Raw genomic sequence first — 16607 nt, forward strand, 5'->3', positions numbered from 1 at the left:
AGCGATGCTCAATATACGTTCCTATAATCTCGGTTCGCTCCAGACGAATGCCTACCTGCTGACAGGTGCTGATCCGGGACGGGGTATCATTATCGACCCCGGCGCCAATCCAGCCGCCCTTTTGCGCGCAATTGAAGGTATGGAGATTGAGGCAGTCCTGCTTACACATGCCCACTTCGATCATATTGCCGGCCTTGACGAGATTCGCAAAGCCAAGAAATGCCCTGTATATCTGCATCCCCTTGAGAGTGAATGGCTCGGCAGTCCCAAGCTGAACGGATCGCTGCTGTGGCCGGATGTTACGCCGCCTATCCGCACAGAGCCTGCCGAATATGATTTGGCGGAGGGCCAAGTGCTGGAGCTTCTAGGACTTACCTTCCGTGTATTCCATACCCCGGGACACTCCCCGGGGAGCGTAAGCTTCCTTTGTGGCAGCGATCTCTTTTGCGGGGATGTGCTGTTCAAGCTGGGAGTAGGACGCACCGATCTGCCAGGCGGCCGTGAACGCGATCTTATCGACTCCATCCGCGGCAAGCTGTACAGGTTGGATGAAGAAGTCAGGGTTTTTCCCGGTCATGGACCACGGACAACCATCGGTTTTGAAAGGCTTCGTAATCCATACGTGCCTATGTGACTACATATCCAGGAAGTCGACATAAAGCGGCAAAAAACTGATGGACAAGAGAATACAAAGTTGCTACAATAATGTTAATTAAATGTAACATTTAACCTCGCGAAGCACGCAGACTGTGGAATAATCCCGGTTTGCGTTCTTTTTTTGTCTACATATAGGAATCAGGTGGGGAATGCTAATGGGGGGAACGGGCTTGAATAATAATATTGAACGCGAAATCCAGACAGATGCGGAGGCCGGGAAGCCGGCGTCTGCTTCAGAGGAGAGGTGCAGGAGGGAATGCCTCTTCTGGAGCTTTCCGGGCGGCAAGGGAGCCATTCAGCCTTGGCGGCGCAAGTTATGGGAGCTGCAAAATAATTCGGACCGCGAATGAACGATTCGCCATACATATTCGTATTACAGGTGTAGATGAAAGCTGCGGATGGAGGAGCCAATGAACGACGGGATGCTGGAGAGGATCAGTCAGGCACAGCAGGGAGATTCTTCAGCATTGGCCGTGCTGCTGCGGGATCATTATATCTTCCTGTATAAATATCTGGTCAAAGCAACTATGGACCCTTCGCTTGCAGAGGAGCTTGCGCAGGATACCATGGTCAGGTGCATGGAGAAGATATCTTCCTATAACGGTGCTTCTTCTTTTTCCTCATGGCTGATCACCATTGCTACCCGGCTGTATATTGACCGGAAGCGCCGCTGGAAGCTTGAAGCGCAGTGGCGGAGGCAGGAGGAGGGAGTCCGTTCCATCCGCTGGCGTTTTGAGAGCCGGAATATGGAGTGGAGCGAGGTGCTGGATGCGCTCTCCCGCCTGCCCTCTGCCCAGCGGATAGCGGTGCTGCTGAAGCACTATTACGGCTATAGTTATGATGAAATTGGCACCATTCTGCAGATTCCGTCCGGTACAGTCAAATCGCGGGTGGCTGCAGGTCTTAATCAACTGCGAAAGGAGCTGAGTGAGGATGAAGAATGATAAGGATGAAGAGCTGCTGCGCAAGCTGTCTTCGGAGCTTGACCGGCTGGATGCACAATACGAAGACATCGCTCTGCCTTCCCTGCAGAGAATGGAGCAGTTCATTGCTGTTGAAGCGCTTCGCAGGCAGGCTAAGCTCCGCAAGGAGCTGCAGATGTTCCTGCTTGTAGCTCTGCTCCTGCTTGGCGTGGTTCTGGCCGCCTTAGGGTTTGCTCCGGTAATGTACTGGGTTCTGCAGGCGGCATTTCCAATCGCAGCTCTGGGAGGTTTGGCAGTAATGCGGATCTGGCGCAGACGAGAGGATGCGGAAGAGTGAAGGAGCTGCAGGATGTGCCCTTTGTAGTGTGGGTTTGCTTGGCTGCGGTGCTGCTGCTGCAGGGAACCCTGCTGTTTCGGAATGCGCAAAAGCGGGGCAAAGGCAGAATGGCCTGGTTCTGGGGATTATGGGGACTTACCGGTTTTCCCACTCCGCTTTTTTGTTACCTGCTTTTTGTAGTACTTCCGGATCGGCGGAGAGCAAAGCGAAGACCTTGATCAACCGGGTATTGCACCGGCACAGTAATTCCAAAGGTGGGTGTTATCATGGATGAAATTAAATGGGGATTAATCTGGCCGCTAATGGCCCTGCAAGCTCTGCTTGCCATTCTCGGCCTGATTTCTTTGGCTAAGGCGGAGCGGGTCCGCGGGCCGAAATGGCTGTGGGTGATTATTTTGATTTTTGGCAATTTGCTGGGCAGCGTCGCATACTTCACCATAGGAAGGAAAGAAAGCTGATGCCGCTGCTGGAGGTTGTAAATTTACGCAAGAGCTATGGCAGGCAGGTTTCAGTAGACGGGATCACCTTTAAGATTGAAGCAGGTACATGTGTGGCTCTGCTGGGGCCGAATGGGGCCGGCAAGACGACTACGCTGCGCATGCTGGCGGGATTGCTGCCGCCTACTTCGGGCCGGATCTCCTTTGACGGCGGCGCTTCTCCCGGCGATTACCGCAAGTCGCTTGGTTACTTGCCTCAGTCCCCTGCCTTTTACGGCTGGATGAGCGGGCAGGAATATATTATCTTCTCCGGGAAGCTGAGCGGACTGAATGCCAAGGAGGCTGCTGCAATGGCGCCTCTTGTTCTGGAGCGGGTTGGCCTTCGGGATGCTGCACGCCGCCGGATCGGCGGATATTCCGGCGGCATGAAGCAGCGGCTGGGTCTGGCACAGGCGCTCGTGCACCGGCCCCGGCTGCTGCTGCTTGATGAGCCGGTCTCGGCGCTTGATCCGATCGGCCGCCGGGAGGTTATGGAGCTGCTGCGGGACATCCGCGAGGAGACCACAGTAATTTTCTCCACGCATGTTCTGCATGATGCTGAAGAGATATGTGATGAGGTGATTCTTATGAATCACGGTTTAATTGCAGAGCAGGGAGCCATCTCCCGGCTCCGCTCACAGTACAGTCTTCCTGTCATCAAGCTGACAACAGAGCCGGAAGCTGCGGCGCTCCGGTGGCTGGAGGATCTTGCACACAGACCGTTTGTTGAGCAGTCCGTGATTACGGGTGGAGCGGCTACTCTTAATGTTAGCGATGTAGAGCTGGCGCGCCGTACGATCCTGCAGGAAGCGGGGAAGCTTGGCATTCCGCTGCTGCAATTCGAAGCAGGCTCCTCAACGCTGGAGGATTTGTTCATGAAGGTGGTGGGGTCATGAGGAACCTATGGACACTCTACCAAAAAGAAATGATGGAGGCTCTGCGCAGCTATAAGTTGATCTGGGTTCCGGCGGTATTCATTATTCTTGGTATCCTGCAGCCGCTCACGACCTATTATATGCCGGAAATTCTCAAGGCTTCGGGCAACGTCCCTCCAGGGCTGCTGGAGGGCTATGAAATGCCGGATGCAGCCGCTGTCATGGCGCAAGCGCTTGGACAATATGGAACAATCGGCATGCTGATTCTGGTATTGGGAGTGATGAACAGCCTGGCCGGTGAACGGAGCAGCGGTACGGCAGAACTGCTATTGGTCAAGCCGGTAGCTCCGGCGGCAATCGTCTCGGCCAAATGGGCCGCGCAGCTAACCGTGCTTATTATCGCTCTTGGCCTGGGGGCGGCCGGAGCCGCTTACTATACTGTAGAGCTGATGGGTCCGCTCTCCTGGAGCGACGTATTGGCTGCAGCCGGATTGTATGGCCTTTGGCTGCTGTGCGCCGTCTCGCTGGCGCTGTTGTTCAGCTCCTGCCTGCGCGGAGCCGCCGCCGCTTTTCTTGCGCTGCTGATTTCGGCGGCAATGTCGCTTGCCCACAGCCTTTTTCCTGCACAGCTCTCCTGGATGCCGGCTGCTCTTCCCGGGCTGTCCGCCAAGCTCCTCACGGAAGGCAGCAAGGCCGGTCCCGGTCCGGTTCTTTCTGCGGGAGTGCTGATCATTCTCTGCATTGCGTCAGCTTCGCTGTTAATTCGCAGGAATTCATTTCCGAATGGATAAAAAACTGCGCAAATGACTGCTTTTCATCCGTTTTCAGAATATTTTCAATATAAATTCATAGATGCACTCCTCCTGCGCTGGACAGCTCTATCTTTTTTTAGTAGACTGTGGAAACAAGCAGAACCATGATAGATTTCAGTCAGGAGGTAGGATGATGCTGCGTTTAGGAGAGAAGATTGTCATTGTCGCGGACGCTTTTGAGCAAAGTCTTCCTATCGGAGACTACGGCTACCTGATTGCTTATGACCGCAATCCTGACAATGCTTTTGATTATGTCATCCGTGTCCCGCAGGCGAACCGGAATTTCTATGTTACGGCTGAGGACATCGAGGCGGAGGAGCAATTGCTGATAGTGGAAGCTGAGAGAGCAACGCATGAAGCGTTGATTGATTATGCTTTGTCTACGCACAATGAGAAGCTGTTCCACCATTTGATGAATGGTGAGGATTTGGATACAGAAGAGACGGAAACAGTGTCTAAAGAAAGCTTGTCCCAAGCGGAATTCATCAAACAGGTGAATCTTCGGGCTTGGATTTAGGAAGAGCCGGCGTATGCCGGCTCTTTTTCTAATTAAGAATTTATATGTTTCATGCCGATCAATCATCCTTATATTCCCTCAGAAACGGCTACCGTCCCTTTAAGAACGGCTAAGCCGTTTCTGCTTGTATTACGTGTTTGAATTCTAACTTGAACGACAATCACCTTTCCGCATGCAGTCCCATTCTGGTGGGGCTTTTCTTTTTATAATGGCCATGAAACGCACAAGCGCATTGAATTGTACAGGCTTCTACAATATAATTAAAAACGTTATCCGGGCGCTTTAGCCCTTTAAACAGGAGGGATATTCTAATGAGCATTACGGTCAAAGATGTGCAGCATGTGGCCAAGCTGGCCCGTCTGCAATTAAGCCCGGAAGAAGAGGCAACCTTTACAGAACAGATGAATGCTATTTTACAATATGCTGAGAAACTCAATGAGCTTGACACAGAGAATGTGAAGCCGACGACCCACGTGCTGCAAGTCAGCAATGTGATGCGTGATGATGTGGTGAAGGAGAGTCTGTCTCAAGAGGAAGCGCTGCTTAATGCACCGGAGGCTGAAGACGGACATTTCAAGGTTCCCGCAGTTCTGGAATAATTATAACGAAAGGAGGAAGAATGTTGAGCCTGTTTCAATATAGATTACCTGAATTACATAATATGCTGCACAGCAAAGAGATTTCAGTCAGTGAGCTGACCGAACAATCACTGGCAACCATCGCGGAGCATGATGGGAAGGTGCATGCATTTTTGACTTTGAATGAAGAGGGAGCCCGTGCTTCGGCGCGTGCATTGGATGACAAGCTGGCTTCCGGCGCAGCCCGCGGCCTGTTGTTTGGCCTTCCGGCTGGCATTAAGGATAATATTGTTACCAAGGGGCTGCGCACAACATGCGCCAGTCAATTCCTCTCCAATTTCCAGCCGATTTATGATGCCACTGTAGTTTCCAAGCTGCGTCAGGCAGATGCTGTTACCATCGGCAAGCTGAATATGGACGAGTTCGCCATGGGCGGCTCCAATGAGAATTCCTCCTTCGGCCCCGTGCGCAATCCTTGGGATTTGGAACGTGTGCCTGGCGGCTCCAGCGGCGGATCGGCGGCAGCAGTGGCTGCCGGAGAAGTATTGTTCGCGCTTGGCTCCGATACCGGGGGTTCCATCCGTCAGCCCGCTTCGTATTGCGGAGTAGTCGGCCTCAAACCTACTTATGGCCTGGTGTCCCGTTACGGCCTGGTAGCCTTTGCCTCATCGCTGGATCAGATTGGTCCGATCACACGGAATGTGGAAGACTCGGCTTATGTGCTGCAAGCCATTTCCGGCTATGACGCTCAGGATTCCACTTCAGCCAAAGTGGAGGTTCCCGATTACCTTAGCGCTCTTACTGGCGATATCTCGGGCCTGCGTATCGCTGTGCCGAAGGAATATATCGGTGAAGGCGTAGAGGCCTCCGTCCGCGAAAAGGTGCTGTCTGCACTGAAAGTGCTGGAAGGCCTTGGCGCAGTGTGGGAAGAGGTCTCTCTGCCGCATACTGAATATGCGGTAGCGGCCTATTATCTGCTCGCTTCTTCCGAAGCTTCCTCTAATCTGGCGCGTTTTGACGGTGTGCGTTACGGTGTGCGCGTCGATGATGGGGGAGGTCTGCTTGACCTGTACCATAATTCCCGCAGCCAGGGGTTTGGACCTGAGGTTAAGCGCCGGATTATGCTTGGTACCTATGCGCTCAGCTCCGGCTATTATGACGCTTATTATTTGAAGGCGCAGAAGGTGCGCACATTGATTAAGCAGGACTTCGACGAAGTCTTTACCAAATATGATGTAGTCATTGGACCAACTGCGCCAACTCCAGCCTTTAAGCTGGGCTCGCAGACGGAAGACCCGCTGACGATGTATCTGAATGATATTCTGACCATTCCGGTCAGCCTTGCCGGCATTCCGGCCGTCAGCATTCCATGCGGCTTTGCCGAAGGGCTGCCTGTCGGTCTGCAGATTATCGGCAAAGAATTTGACGAGCGTACAATTCTGCGCGTCGCCCATGCTTTTGAACAGAATACGGATTACCACAAAGAATCTCCGCAGCTATAAACTGCAGTCTTTGAAGCCGGGTCTTCAGAGCAGGTTTTGCCAGAAAATGCTCACTGGAGTATATGCTCACAAAACTTTTAAGGGAATGAGAATAGATATGGCTAAATACGAAACGGTCATCGGGCTGGAAGTTCATGTGGAGCTTCACACCAAGTCCAAAATCTTTTGCGGCTGCTCCACGGAATTCGGTGCTCCGCCTAATACACACACCTGCCCCGTCTGTCTGGGCCATCCCGGCGTGCTGCCGGTTCTGAACCGCCAGGCTGTGGAATATGCCATGAAAGCGGCTATGGCGCTGAACTGCACCATTGGTGATGTCAGCAAATTCGACCGCAAAAACTACTTTTATCCCGACTCCCCGAAGGCCTATCAGATTTCGCAATATGATCAGCCGATTGGCCTGAACGGCTGGATTGATATCGAGGTGAACGGAGAGACCAAGCGGATCGGCATCACCCGGCTGCATCTGGAGGAAGACGCCGGCAAGCTGACGCATGTGGATGGCGGCTTTGCGTCACTGGTCGATTTCAACCGTGTGGGAACACCGCTGATCGAGATCGTCTCCGAACCGGATTTGCGCTCTCCCGAAGAGGCACGGGCCTATCTGGAGAAAATCCGGGCCATTATGCAGTACTGTGACGTATCCGATGTGAAGATGGAAGAGGGCTCGATGCGCTGCGACGCGAATATCAGCTTGCGTCCGGAAGGCCAGGAAGAGTTTGGGATTCGTGCGGAGCTGAAGAACATGAACTCCTTCCGCGGCGTTCTGCGCGGTCTGGAATATGAGCAATTCCGTCAAGGAGAGATTTTGGATGATGGGGGCATCGTAGTACAGGAGACCCGCCGCTGGGACGAAGCCCAAGGCAAAACCTTATCCATGCGCGGCAAGGAAGAAGCTCACGACTACCGCTATTTCCCGGACCCGGATCTTATTGTGCTGCATATTGATGATGCTTGGAAAGAAGCGATCCGCTCTACCATTCCCGAGCTGCCGGATGCACGGAAGAGCCGATACAGCGAAGAGTACGGCCTCACCGCCTACGATGCCGGTGTGCTTACCTCCTCCAAACTGCTGGCCGATTTCTTTGAGGGCTCTCTGGCCTATACGCAGGATGCGAAGGCTGTAGCCAACTGGATGATGGGTGATTTGCTGGCCTATTTGAACGGTGGCGGGCTGGAGCTGTCCGAAGTGAAGATTACACCACAGGGACTGGGCGAAATGATCGGTCTGATCACAGGCGGAACGATCAGCAGCAAGATTGCCAAGACCGTCTTCAAGGAAATGCTGGAGAGCGGCAAGCTTCCGGCGGCAATCGTTGAGGAGAAAGGTCTTGTACAGATCAGCGACGAAGGTGCAATTAAGCAGATTGTCGAAGCGGTCGTAGCCGCAAATCCGCAATCCGTGGAGGATTATAAGGCAGGCAAGCAGAAAGCGATTGGCTTCCTGGTGGGACAGGTAATGAAAGAAAGCAAAGGCAAAGCCAATCCGGGGCTTGTAAATACGCTGCTGGCCGAAGTGCTGAACAGATAGATTCCGTTTTTGGATAATATACTTTTAGGAACATAAGCGCTAGGGCTTGTCGGCAACGGCAGGCCTTTCGCGGCATATAAGGGGAATGTGCGGATGAACAAGATAATCAAGCTGGATCTGCAGGATGACGGCATCCTGAGTGAGCTATGGATTATGCAGCACAAGGCCTACCGGCTGGAAGCGGAGATGATAGGGTTCCATGAGATTCCGCCGCTGCTGGAGACCAGGGACATGCTGAGACACTCTGAGGAGATATTCTACGGCTGCTTTGATGACAGCGATGAATTAATGGGAGCCGTTGCGGCCTTGGAAGAGTCGCCAGGCGAGCTTACCGTTACACGGATGATGGTAAGTCCTGATTTTTTTCGCCGGGGAGTGGCCGGACAGCTCTTGGAATTTATTTTTGACCATTATGCCGGAAGGAACCGGTTTATCGTATCCACCGGGAAGCTTAACACTCCGGCGGTTGCGCTTTATACAAAACATGGTTTTGTGCCAGTCGGGGTAGAGGAGGTTGCTCCCGGTGTCGAGCTGATTGAATTCCACCGGAGCGGCAGAATTTGAAGCGCAAGAAGCGAAGTTATGATGAAAGGAGGAGTCCGCGTATGAGCACTGAACAAGATGATTCCGCCAAGCTTCCAGCAGCGCCTTTGCCTCCGCGCCTCAAGCGGCGCCCCCGCCGCAAACGCAAGTTCATTGCCGGGCTCCTGGCGGCGCTGGTCCCTGGCGCGGGGCATTTGTATTTCGGGCTGCTCCGTAAAGGGATCTCCTTCATTTTTATAATTTTGCTTGATATTGCTGCACTGCTCTATTTCTCGTCCATAGGGATGCAGATTAATGTGCCGCTGCTTATTTTGCTGGCTTTAATGATCCCGGTACTATATTTCTATAATGTATTTGATGTGCTGCAGTCCGCTGACCGCCTTCTGCGGTTGCCTGCGGAACAAGACCCTGAATCGCTGCCGCCTCCGCCCTCGAAGAGAAAACGGCGCCGTTTGGTCAGCGAACCGGGGATTTCGTTTGGACTTATGCTGCTGATTGGCGGAGCGCTGCTCTTTCTTTTCCGGCAGAAGCCCGCCTGGCTGCAATATTTTATTGAGCATTATGCGAGTGTGGCAATAGCGGCAGTACTGGCTGGTTGTGGTGTATACCTTGGTATCCGGGAGATTGCGAAGGGACTGCTTCAGCGCGATAGCAATGAACGGCGGAGCCGCCGGGTGGGCAGATATACAGCCGCAACACTGCTTATAGCGGTAGCTGTTCTCTTATTCCTGGACTGGAGAAACGGAACCGACAATATGCTGCTGCTGCTCAAATGGTGGCCGATTATAGCTGTGCTCTGGGGACTGGAGTACCTGCTGATTTCCTTATTCTCGGGGCGTCTTGTCAAAGGTAGGTCACGAAATCGTGCACGGATGGATTTGCGCGGACTATTGTCTGCCATTGTGCTCGCGGCCAGTGTATTTATTGTTGCGGAACAAGAGCATTATTTGCATTTATGGAACCGGGTCAGCCTGAATTTGACCGCAGCGGCCGTTGATTACGGCGAAGCCAAGGGAAGTAAGTTTGTGAAGGACCCGCTGCTTGTACCTGTTGAACTGGGCACCTCAAAAATTACTGTCGACGCCATCAACGGCGATATTCTGATTCATCGTGCGCCAGTGCGGAATATTGAAATTTCGTCCACTGTATGGGTGGATCAACTGGAGGGCGCAGTCGCCGAGGCGATTGCAGAACAGTCTTTTGTAGAAGTAACTGAAGGCTCAACTATTAAAATCATCCCGAAAACCAAAGCCTACGGAGATTCCGGCAGACGGCAGCCGCGTATGGATTTAGATATTTCCGTCCCCGAAGACCGCAGGTTTAATCTGGAGGTACGGACGATGAATGGCGGCATTACCTTGCAGAATGTAGAGGCGATCAAGGATATTTCATTAGAGACCGGAAATGGCGAGCTGATTCTGCACCGGATTTTCGGCGATGTCCAAGGCAAAACGCTGAATGGGGATGTTCGCGTCAGAAACGTTCAGGGAAACGCTGAACTAGCCACAAGCGGCGGAAATATGTTTGCCTGGGATGTTACCGGAGCAATGAAGCTGTCGACGGCTGTTGGCAATATTTCTGCTGCCGGGAGCGGGGATGAATTGGACCTTTCCAGTAAAAATGGCAACCTGACTGTTGATGGGACCAGAACGAAGCTGCATGCCGAATCCCTCAATGGCTCAATAAATGTACGTTCAGCCGATTTCGGCGGTGACTGGGACATTTACAGTGCGGTGGGTGACATTGAACTGTATTTGCCTTTGCTGGGGAACTTCACAGTAGATGGTTCAAGCGGCTATGGCAATATTGAATCCGATTTCCCCGGTCTGACCATTGATAAGAAGAACATCTCCGGTCAAATAGGCACAGGCGAATATAAGCTTCATGTCGAAGGAAACAGCAACCTAAATGTGAGGAAATATTGAATTAAGTAATTTTTATTATATAATAATGAATATAATGTATTAGTTCCGTTGACAACATTGAAAGGCCGGTCTTACAATTACATTAGAGCCATTATTATGTTTTCTAATTCAAAGGCGGTGGCATTGATGGGTAGTGGCGTACAGCATGCATTGGAACAATTGAAGACAACTGGTGTCCGTATAACGCCCCAGCGTCATGCGATTCTTACGTATTTGATGGAAGCGATGAATCATCCTACAGCGGATGACATTTATCGTGCGCTTGAGCCGCAGTTTCCGAGTATGAGTGTGGCAACAGTGTACAACAACCTGAAGATGTTCATGGAAGCCGGAATGGTCCGCGAGCTGACCTACGGTGACAATTCCAGCCGATTTGACGCCAATGTTTCTGACCATTATCATGTTATCTGCCAAGAGTGCGGGAAGATTGAGGATTTCAGTTATCCTTCACTTCATGAGGTAGAGCAGCGTGCCGAGCAGGATACAGGGTTCAAAATTCATGGCCTGCGCATGGAACTGTATGGCGTTTGCAAGTGCTGCAGCGAGAAGCGTCATTGATATATTAGCATGAATAACGTGCGGAATCCGGAAGCGGAGGCCTCACGTTTTTTTGCATTTGACCCATATGCGGAATATTTCCTCCTTGAAATCTATCAGAAAAAGACAAACCTTCAAGTATTTTTGCGCAACCAAACAGCTTTGTATAGCGTATACTTAAGATTGATTATCCCCGCATTCAAATTCAGCTTTTTATTTGGAGGTACATTTTGAATAGAAGACAGAGACAAAGACGCACCCGGAAGCGCGGAAGTCTTTTTCGCCGTTTACTGGGACTGGTCATTATAGCTGCCGCAGCCTACTGGGTTGTATATGATGTATTGCCTAACCGTTTTCATACCGATCCTGACTGGAAAGGGTTGAAACAGCCTGTTTTCGTCAAAGGAGAGCTTACGGGATATTCCGCATCAGGCACAGGAGATAAGCTGCTTTTGCCGCTTCCGCTGCTGCAGAAATATGTGGACGCATCCATTCGTTATGAGGAAGAGACGAAATCAGTCATTTTATCGACAGACAATGAACTTTTATATATGCAAGAGGATTCAACTGCTGCCAGTCTGAACAATAAGCCGCTCCAGCTTCGTCTGGCACCGGAAGAAAAGAAGGGGGTCACCTATCTACCAGCCGACACCCTGGAGAATTTGTACGGTTTTGAGGTCGAAGAGGATACCGACACCGGAGCTGTACTGTTGATGATTGCCGGAGAAACTGTATCACGGGGCAAGGTAAAGGGCGACAAGGGGGAGAGGACAAGAGCTTTGCGCAGCAAGGCCACAGTTCATGCTCCGATTCTTGCCGATATGCCTCCGGGAACTGATGTGAAGATCTGGAACGCAGACAATGCGGACTGGCTGTATGTGCAGACGGGCAGCGGTATTACGGGCTATGTCAAATCAGGTGATATTATTGAGAACGGTCTTAAGACAGTGGACAAGAAACCGGCAGTCCCCACACGTGCGGAACGTAGCTGGAAAGGAAAACCCGTCAATCTATACTGGGAAGCTGTATATGAACGTAAGCCTAACCCGGCTAAATTCGGTAAGTTTCCGGGAGTCAATGTCGCCAGTCCCACCTGGTTCAAGATCGTCGATGTGAAGGGCAACGTGCGGAGCCAGGCGGACAGCGCCTATGTGCAGTGGGCTCATAATCAGGGCATGGAGGTTTGGGGAGTGCTGACCAACAGTTTTGAGGCTGATCTTACCACCCAGGCTTTATCGAGCTATGAGAAACGGATGAATACTATCGTTCAGATGCTGGAATATGCTGATTTATACGGCCTGGATGGTATTAATATCGACTTTGAGAACGTTTATACTAAGGACGGAGATAATGTTACGCAGTTCATGCGTGAGCTGAAGCCTATGGCCCAAGCCAAAAACCTCATTGTCTCTATGGATGTAACCCCAAAATCCAAAAGCGAAATGTGGTCGCTCTTTCTCGACCGGAAGGCGCTTGGAGAGGTGGTGGATTTTATGATTGTCATGGCTTACGATGAGCATTGGGCTTCCAGTCCCACCGCAGGCTCTGTTGCTTCGCTCCCATGGGTGGAGAATTCCATAAACCGCATCCTCGAAGAGGATGACGTCCCTGCGGAGAAGCTAATTCTGGGCGTACCGCTTTACACCCGTATTTGGTCAGAGACCACAGCGGATGGCAAAACGAAAGTAAGCTCCAAGGCGGTTGGCATGAATGCAGTACAGGACATTATTTCCGAGAAAAAGCTCACGCCTAAGCTGGATCAGGAGGCGGGACAGAACTACGTGGAGTACAAAGAGGACGGTGTTCTGCGCAAAATATGGGTTGAAGACAAGCTCTCCCTTGAAGCGAGAGTTGAACTGGCCAAGTCCTTTAAGCTGGGAGGCGTAGGGTCCTGGAACCGCAGTTTCGCAAGCCAGGAGGCCTGGGAGGTTTTGCAAGAGATTAATCAGTAGTTTGGCATCAGCATAGTCATAGTTAAGAGGCCCCATTCCGGGAGCCTCCTTATTTTTATACGTTTATTCAGCAGCAGTTCAATACAGGAGTAAATACTATGAAGATAGAGCCAAGTTCTGCGGCGTTTTCGGGTGTTCAGTGCTTAAGCTGCTGGCTTTCAAGCGGCTCTGCGGGGATGGTTGCCTGCTCCGGGTCCATGGTGGGTAGGGTAGCCCCATTCCTAACATGTAAGCAATAATCCTCATGTGCGAAAAACATTGATTTTTGCCGTTTTATACTTCATAAGTATTTGCTCCTAACTGAAATATAGTTCGGTTGTTCAGGAGGAACTAATATGAATATGTAGAATATTAATGTTTAAGAGAATTACAACTGACGGACGCGAAATCGCCAAATTTGATGGAGGGAAGCATGGAACTGTCTAATTTGACTTTATTTAGTGGAGAAATGTTTGATGATAACATTCTGGGAGCAATCGCTTTGCGGCAGGAGGGCAATGCCCCGTTTCAGAGTGCGCTTCTCCATGATTTTGATATGGTGGTACTGATGGTGCATGAGGAACAGGAAGAAGAACGCATTATTACCCATACTATAGCAGGTGAGAGACGTACACAGACGGTACATGTAGGTCTGGATGCGTTAGAAAGAGCTGTAATGGCAGGGGATAACAACGAGCTTCTAACCAGTCTGATGGCGGGTGAAGTCATTTGGGACGCCAAGGGAGTCCTCGGAGAAATGCGACGGGAGATCGTGCAGTTTCAGAACCCGCTTAGGGAGCGGGTGCTGTTCACTGAGTTTGCCAGGTTTCTGCATATGTACGTGAAATCAAAACGATACCTCGAAGCCGGCTGTACCATGGATGCCTACAATTGTGTATTAATCGCTTTATATCATTGGGCGCGGATAGAAGTCGCTGAAGCTGGATATTTTCCCGACCCCGCAGTATGGGAGCAAGTGAAAGGCCTCAATTCATCTGTTCATAAGCTGTATGAAGAACTGACCGTAAGTACCGAGACTCTGGATCAGAGAGTGGAGTTGATTTTGCTGGCATGTGAATTTGCACTGATGTCCAAAATGTCTGATTGCTGCACTATGCTGCTCAACATTCTGAACAGCCGCAAAGAGCCTTGGAGTATAAAAGAACTGCTTCAGCATACCGGTTGCAGCCAGTTGGGCGCCGAACTGCCTCTGGTTTTGCGCAAGCTGGAATCACGTTCACTGATAAGGGGAATCGCCTTCTGGGCAGAGGATGCCGGAGATGGGCATACGGTCCGCTACACTTTATAAATATAAAGAGAATAAATACTGGGATAAGGAGAGGCTGTATGCTCTCTTTTTTTGTTTGTCTTTAGTCCTGGATGAACCGCAAAGATCAGGGAATATTATTGTTGACTCTTCTGTTGTTGTTGTGGTACATTATAACTCGTCCCTCTGACGCATCAATATGCTGCAAAGCAAGCGGCAGACAATCGAAAAAAAAGAAATTAAAAAAATGGTTGACTAAAATGAGGGCGCTGTGATATATTATAAAGGTCGCTGCTGACAAGCAACGACGAAGAAAAACGAGAACTTGATCTTTGAAAACTGAACAACGAGTGAGTATCGGAAATCACGTGAGTGACTTCCAAAATGAGAATGCAAATTCTCGTCAGATGTTTCAAAATGAGCGAATCGCTCTTTCTAAATACCAATTTGGAGAGTTTGATCCTGGCTCAGGACGAACGCTGGCGGCGTGCCTAATACATGCAAGTCGAGCGGAGCTTATCCTTCGGGGGAAGCTTAGCGGCGGACGGGTGAGTAACACGTAGGCAACCTACCCTGTAGACTGGGATAACTACCGGAAACGGTAGCTAATACCGGATAATTCCTTTCTTCTCCTGAAGGAAGGATGAAAGGCGGANNNATCTGCTACTAGAGGATGGGCCTGCGGCGCATTAGCTAGTTGGTGGGGTAACGGCCCACCAAGGCGACGATGCGTAGCCGACCTGAGAGGGTGAACGGCCACACTGGGACTGAGACACGGCCCAGACTCCTACGGGAGGCAGCAGTAGGGAATCTTCCGCAATGGGCGAAAGCCTGACGGAGCAACGCCGCGTGAGTGATGAAGGTTTTCGGATCGTAAAGCTCTGTTGCCAGGGAAGAACGTCCGGTAGAGTAACTGCTATCGGAGTGACGGTACCTGAGAAGAAAGCCCCGGCTAACTACGTGCCAGCAGCCGCGGTAATACGTAGGGGGCAAGCGTTGTCCGGAATTATTGGGCGTAAAGCGCGCGCAGGCGGCTGTTTAAGTCTGGTGTTTAAACCTTGGGCTCAACCTGGGGTCGCACTGGAAACTGGATGGCTTGAGTACAGAAGAGGAAAGTGGAATTCCACGTGTAGCGGTGAAATGCGTAGAGATGTGGAGGAACACCAGTGGCGAAGGCGACTTTCTGGGCTGTAACTGACGCTGAGGCGCGAAAGCGTGGGGAGCAAACAGGATTAGATACCCTGGTAGTCCACGCCGTAAACGATGAGTGCTAGGTGTTAGGGGTTTCGATACCCTTGGTGCCGAAGTTAACACAGTAAGCACTCCGCCTGGGGAGTACGGTCGCAAGACTGAAACTCAAAGGAATTGACGGGGACCCGCACAAGCAGTGGAGTATGTGGTTTAATTCGAAGCAACGCGAAGAACCTTACCAGGTCTTGACATCCAACTAACGAAGCAGAGATGCATCAGGTGCCCTTCGGGGANAGTTGAGACAGGTGGTGCATGGTTGTCGTCAGCTCGTGTCGTGAGATGTTGGGTTAAGTCCCGCAACGAGCGCAACCCTTGACTTTAGTTGCCAGCAGGTAAGGCTGGGCACTCTAGAGTGACTGCCGGTGACAAACCGGAGGAAGGTGGGGATGACGTCAAATCATCATGCCCCTTATGACCTGGGCTACACACGTACTACAATGGCCGGTACAACGGGAAGCGAAGCCGCGAGGTGGAGCNAATCCCAGCAAAGCCGGTCTCAGTTCGGATTGCAGGCTGCAACTCGCCTGCATGAAGTCGGAATTGCTAGTAATCGCGGATCAGCATGCCGCGGTGAATACGTTCCCGGGTCTTGTACACACCGCCCGTCACACCACGAGAGTTTACAACACCCGAAGTCGGTGGGGTAACCCGCAAGGGAGCCAGCCGCCGAAGGTGGGGTAGATGATTGGGGTGAAGTCGTAACAAGGTAGCCGTATCGGAAGGTGCGGCTGGATCACCTCCTTTCTATGGAGAATCGTTCTCTGCGATGAGAACATTCAAATCGGAAGCTAAGCTTCCACAACTCAGGTTTAGGCCTGTGACTCACTCGTTGGTCAGTTTTGAGAGTTTAAGCTCTCAATTGTAAGAAACTTGATCCTTGAAAACTGGATACCGAAACGAAAATGCGTTTTAGAACATTCCTTTAAGCTGAACTTGTGTTAACAC

Annotated in this window: 17 protein-coding genes and 1 rRNA gene; all 18 read left to right on the forward strand. The window is 51.3% G+C overall.

Going from position 1 to position 16607, the window contains the following annotated elements; translation table 11 throughout:
• Positions 1–4: 4 nt before the first annotated feature.
• The 18 genes from B212_RS0101085 to B212_RS0101175 all read left to right on the forward strand — a co-directional run bounded on the left by B212_RS0101085 (position 5) and on the right by B212_RS0101175 (position 16406).
• Positions 5–634 (forward strand): MBL fold metallo-hydrolase, encoded by a 630-nt coding sequence (locus tag B212_RS0101085; RefSeq protein WP_019908415.1) that lies wholly within the window; start codon positions 5–7, stop codon positions 632–634.
• A 193-nt stretch (positions 635–827) separates the two neighbouring features.
• Positions 828–1007 carry a hypothetical protein gene (locus tag B212_RS0101090; protein WP_156830042.1) on the forward strand — a complete coding sequence of 60 codons (180 nt, stop codon included), beginning with the start codon at positions 828–830 and terminating at the stop codon, positions 1005–1007.
• 60 nt (positions 1008–1067) lie between these two features.
• Positions 1068–1601 (forward strand): RNA polymerase sigma factor SigY, encoded by a 534-nt coding sequence (gene sigY / locus B212_RS0101095; RefSeq protein ID WP_019908417.1) that lies wholly within the window; start codon positions 1068–1070, stop codon positions 1599–1601.
• Entirely contained in the window at positions 1591–1917 is a 327-nt protein-coding gene (locus B212_RS0101100; protein WP_019908418.1) for a DUF5345 family protein, read from the forward strand. Before sigY ends, B212_RS0101100 begins: the two co-directional genes overlap by 11 nt.
• The gene (locus B212_RS0101105; protein ID WP_019908419.1) at positions 1914–2135 is read left to right on the forward strand and encodes a hypothetical protein; all 222 of its coding nucleotides are present in this window, start codon (positions 1914–1916) and stop codon (positions 2133–2135) included. The genes B212_RS0101100 and B212_RS0101105 overlap by 4 nt, the downstream gene beginning before the upstream one ends.
• Positions 2136–2183: 48 nt before the next feature.
• Complete coding sequence (locus B212_RS0101110) at positions 2184–2375, forward strand: PLD nuclease N-terminal domain-containing protein (protein WP_019908421.1); 192 nt, start codon at positions 2184–2186, stop codon at positions 2373–2375.
• The gene (locus B212_RS0101115) at positions 2375–3289 is read left to right on the forward strand and encodes an ABC transporter ATP-binding protein (protein WP_019908422.1); all 915 of its coding nucleotides are present in this window, start codon (positions 2375–2377) and stop codon (positions 3287–3289) included. Before B212_RS0101110 ends, B212_RS0101115 begins: the two co-directional genes overlap by 1 nt.
• The gene (locus tag B212_RS0101120; protein WP_019908423.1) at positions 3286–4059 is read left to right on the forward strand and encodes an ABC transporter permease; all 774 of its coding nucleotides are present in this window, start codon (positions 3286–3288) and stop codon (positions 4057–4059) included. Before B212_RS0101115 ends, B212_RS0101120 begins: the two co-directional genes overlap by 4 nt.
• 154 nt (positions 4060–4213) lie before the next feature.
• Complete coding sequence (locus B212_RS0101125; protein WP_019908424.1) at positions 4214–4597, forward strand: hypothetical protein; 384 nt, start codon at positions 4214–4216, stop codon at positions 4595–4597.
• 311 nt (positions 4598–4908) lie between these two features.
• On the forward strand, positions 4909–5196 hold the full coding sequence (gatC, locus tag B212_RS0101130; protein ID WP_019908426.1) for an Asp-tRNA(Asn)/Glu-tRNA(Gln) amidotransferase subunit GatC: 288 nt from the start codon (positions 4909–4911) through the stop codon (positions 5194–5196).
• Positions 5197–5219: 23 nt separating this feature from the next.
• Complete coding sequence (gene gatA, locus B212_RS0101135) at positions 5220–6677, forward strand: Asp-tRNA(Asn)/Glu-tRNA(Gln) amidotransferase subunit GatA (protein ID WP_019908427.1); 1458 nt, start codon at positions 5220–5222, stop codon at positions 6675–6677.
• Positions 6678–6774: 97 nt separating this feature from the next.
• A complete protein-coding gene (gatB, locus tag B212_RS0101140) occupies positions 6775–8208 on the forward strand; it encodes an Asp-tRNA(Asn)/Glu-tRNA(Gln) amidotransferase subunit GatB (protein ID WP_019908429.1) in 1434 nt (477 codons plus the stop codon).
• Positions 8209–8301: 93 nt separating this feature from the next.
• Positions 8302–8772 (forward strand): GNAT family N-acetyltransferase, encoded by a 471-nt coding sequence (locus B212_RS0101145; protein WP_019908431.1) that lies wholly within the window; start codon positions 8302–8304, stop codon positions 8770–8772.
• A 41-nt stretch (positions 8773–8813) separates the two neighbouring features.
• Positions 8814–10676, forward strand: a complete 1863-nt coding sequence (locus B212_RS35175) for a DUF4097 family beta strand repeat-containing protein (RefSeq protein ID WP_019908432.1) — start codon at positions 8814–8816, stop codon at positions 10674–10676.
• Between the two features lie 126 nt (positions 10677–10802).
• Positions 10803–11234 carry a peroxide-responsive transcriptional repressor PerR gene (gene perR, locus B212_RS0101155; protein ID WP_019908433.1) on the forward strand — a complete coding sequence of 144 codons (432 nt, stop codon included), beginning with the start codon at positions 10803–10805 and terminating at the stop codon, positions 11232–11234.
• 209 nt (positions 11235–11443) lie between these two features.
• The gene (locus tag B212_RS0101165) at positions 11444–13165 is read left to right on the forward strand and encodes a glycosyl hydrolase family 18 protein (RefSeq protein WP_019908435.1); all 1722 of its coding nucleotides are present in this window, start codon (positions 11444–11446) and stop codon (positions 13163–13165) included.
• Positions 13166–13577: 412 nt separating this feature from the next.
• Entirely contained in the window at positions 13578–14453 is an 876-nt protein-coding gene (locus tag B212_RS0101170; protein WP_019908436.1) for a nucleotidyltransferase-like protein, read from the forward strand.
• Between the two features lie 402 nt (positions 14454–14855).
• Positions 14856–16406, forward strand: a 16S ribosomal RNA gene (locus B212_RS0101175).
• Positions 16407–16607: the final 201 nt, after the last annotated feature.

The sequence above is a fragment of the Paenibacillus sp. HW567 genome (assembly GCF_000374185.1).
GTDB lineage: Bacteria > Bacillota > Bacilli > Paenibacillales > Paenibacillaceae > Paenibacillus_AQ.

Coding starts and splice junctions, on each gene's coding strand:
- B212_RS0101125 (WP_019908424.1), top strand. CDS start 4,214: ATGCTGCGTTTAGGAGAGAAGATTGTCATTGTCGCGGACGCTTTTGAG.
- gatB (WP_019908429.1), top strand. CDS start 6,775: ATGGCTAAATACGAAACGGTCATCGGGCTGGAAGTTCATGTGGAGCTT.
- B212_RS0101115 (WP_019908422.1), top strand. CDS start 2,375: ATGCCGCTGCTGGAGGTTGTAAATTTACGCAAGAGCTATGGCAGGCAG.
- B212_RS0101145 (WP_019908431.1), top strand. CDS start 8,302: ATGAACAAGATAATCAAGCTGGATCTGCAGGATGACGGCATCCTGAGT.
- gatC (WP_019908426.1), top strand. CDS start 4,909: ATGAGCATTACGGTCAAAGATGTGCAGCATGTGGCCAAGCTGGCCCGT.
- B212_RS0101120 (WP_019908423.1), top strand. CDS start 3,286: ATGAGGAACCTATGGACACTCTACCAAAAAGAAATGATGGAGGCTCTG.
- perR (WP_019908433.1), top strand. CDS start 10,803: ATGGGTAGTGGCGTACAGCATGCATTGGAACAATTGAAGACAACTGGT.
- B212_RS0101110 (WP_019908421.1), top strand. CDS start 2,184: ATGGATGAAATTAAATGGGGATTAATCTGGCCGCTAATGGCCCTGCAA.
- B212_RS0101100 (WP_019908418.1), top strand. CDS start 1,591: ATGAAGAATGATAAGGATGAAGAGCTGCTGCGCAAGCTGTCTTCGGAG.
- B212_RS0101085 (WP_019908415.1), top strand. CDS start 5: ATGCTCAATATACGTTCCTATAATCTCGGTTCGCTCCAGACGAATGCC.
- sigY (WP_019908417.1), top strand. CDS start 1,068: ATGAACGACGGGATGCTGGAGAGGATCAGTCAGGCACAGCAGGGAGAT.
- B212_RS0101170 (WP_019908436.1), top strand. CDS start 13,578: ATGGAACTGTCTAATTTGACTTTATTTAGTGGAGAAATGTTTGATGAT.
- B212_RS35175 (WP_019908432.1), top strand. CDS start 8,814: ATGAGCACTGAACAAGATGATTCCGCCAAGCTTCCAGCAGCGCCTTTG.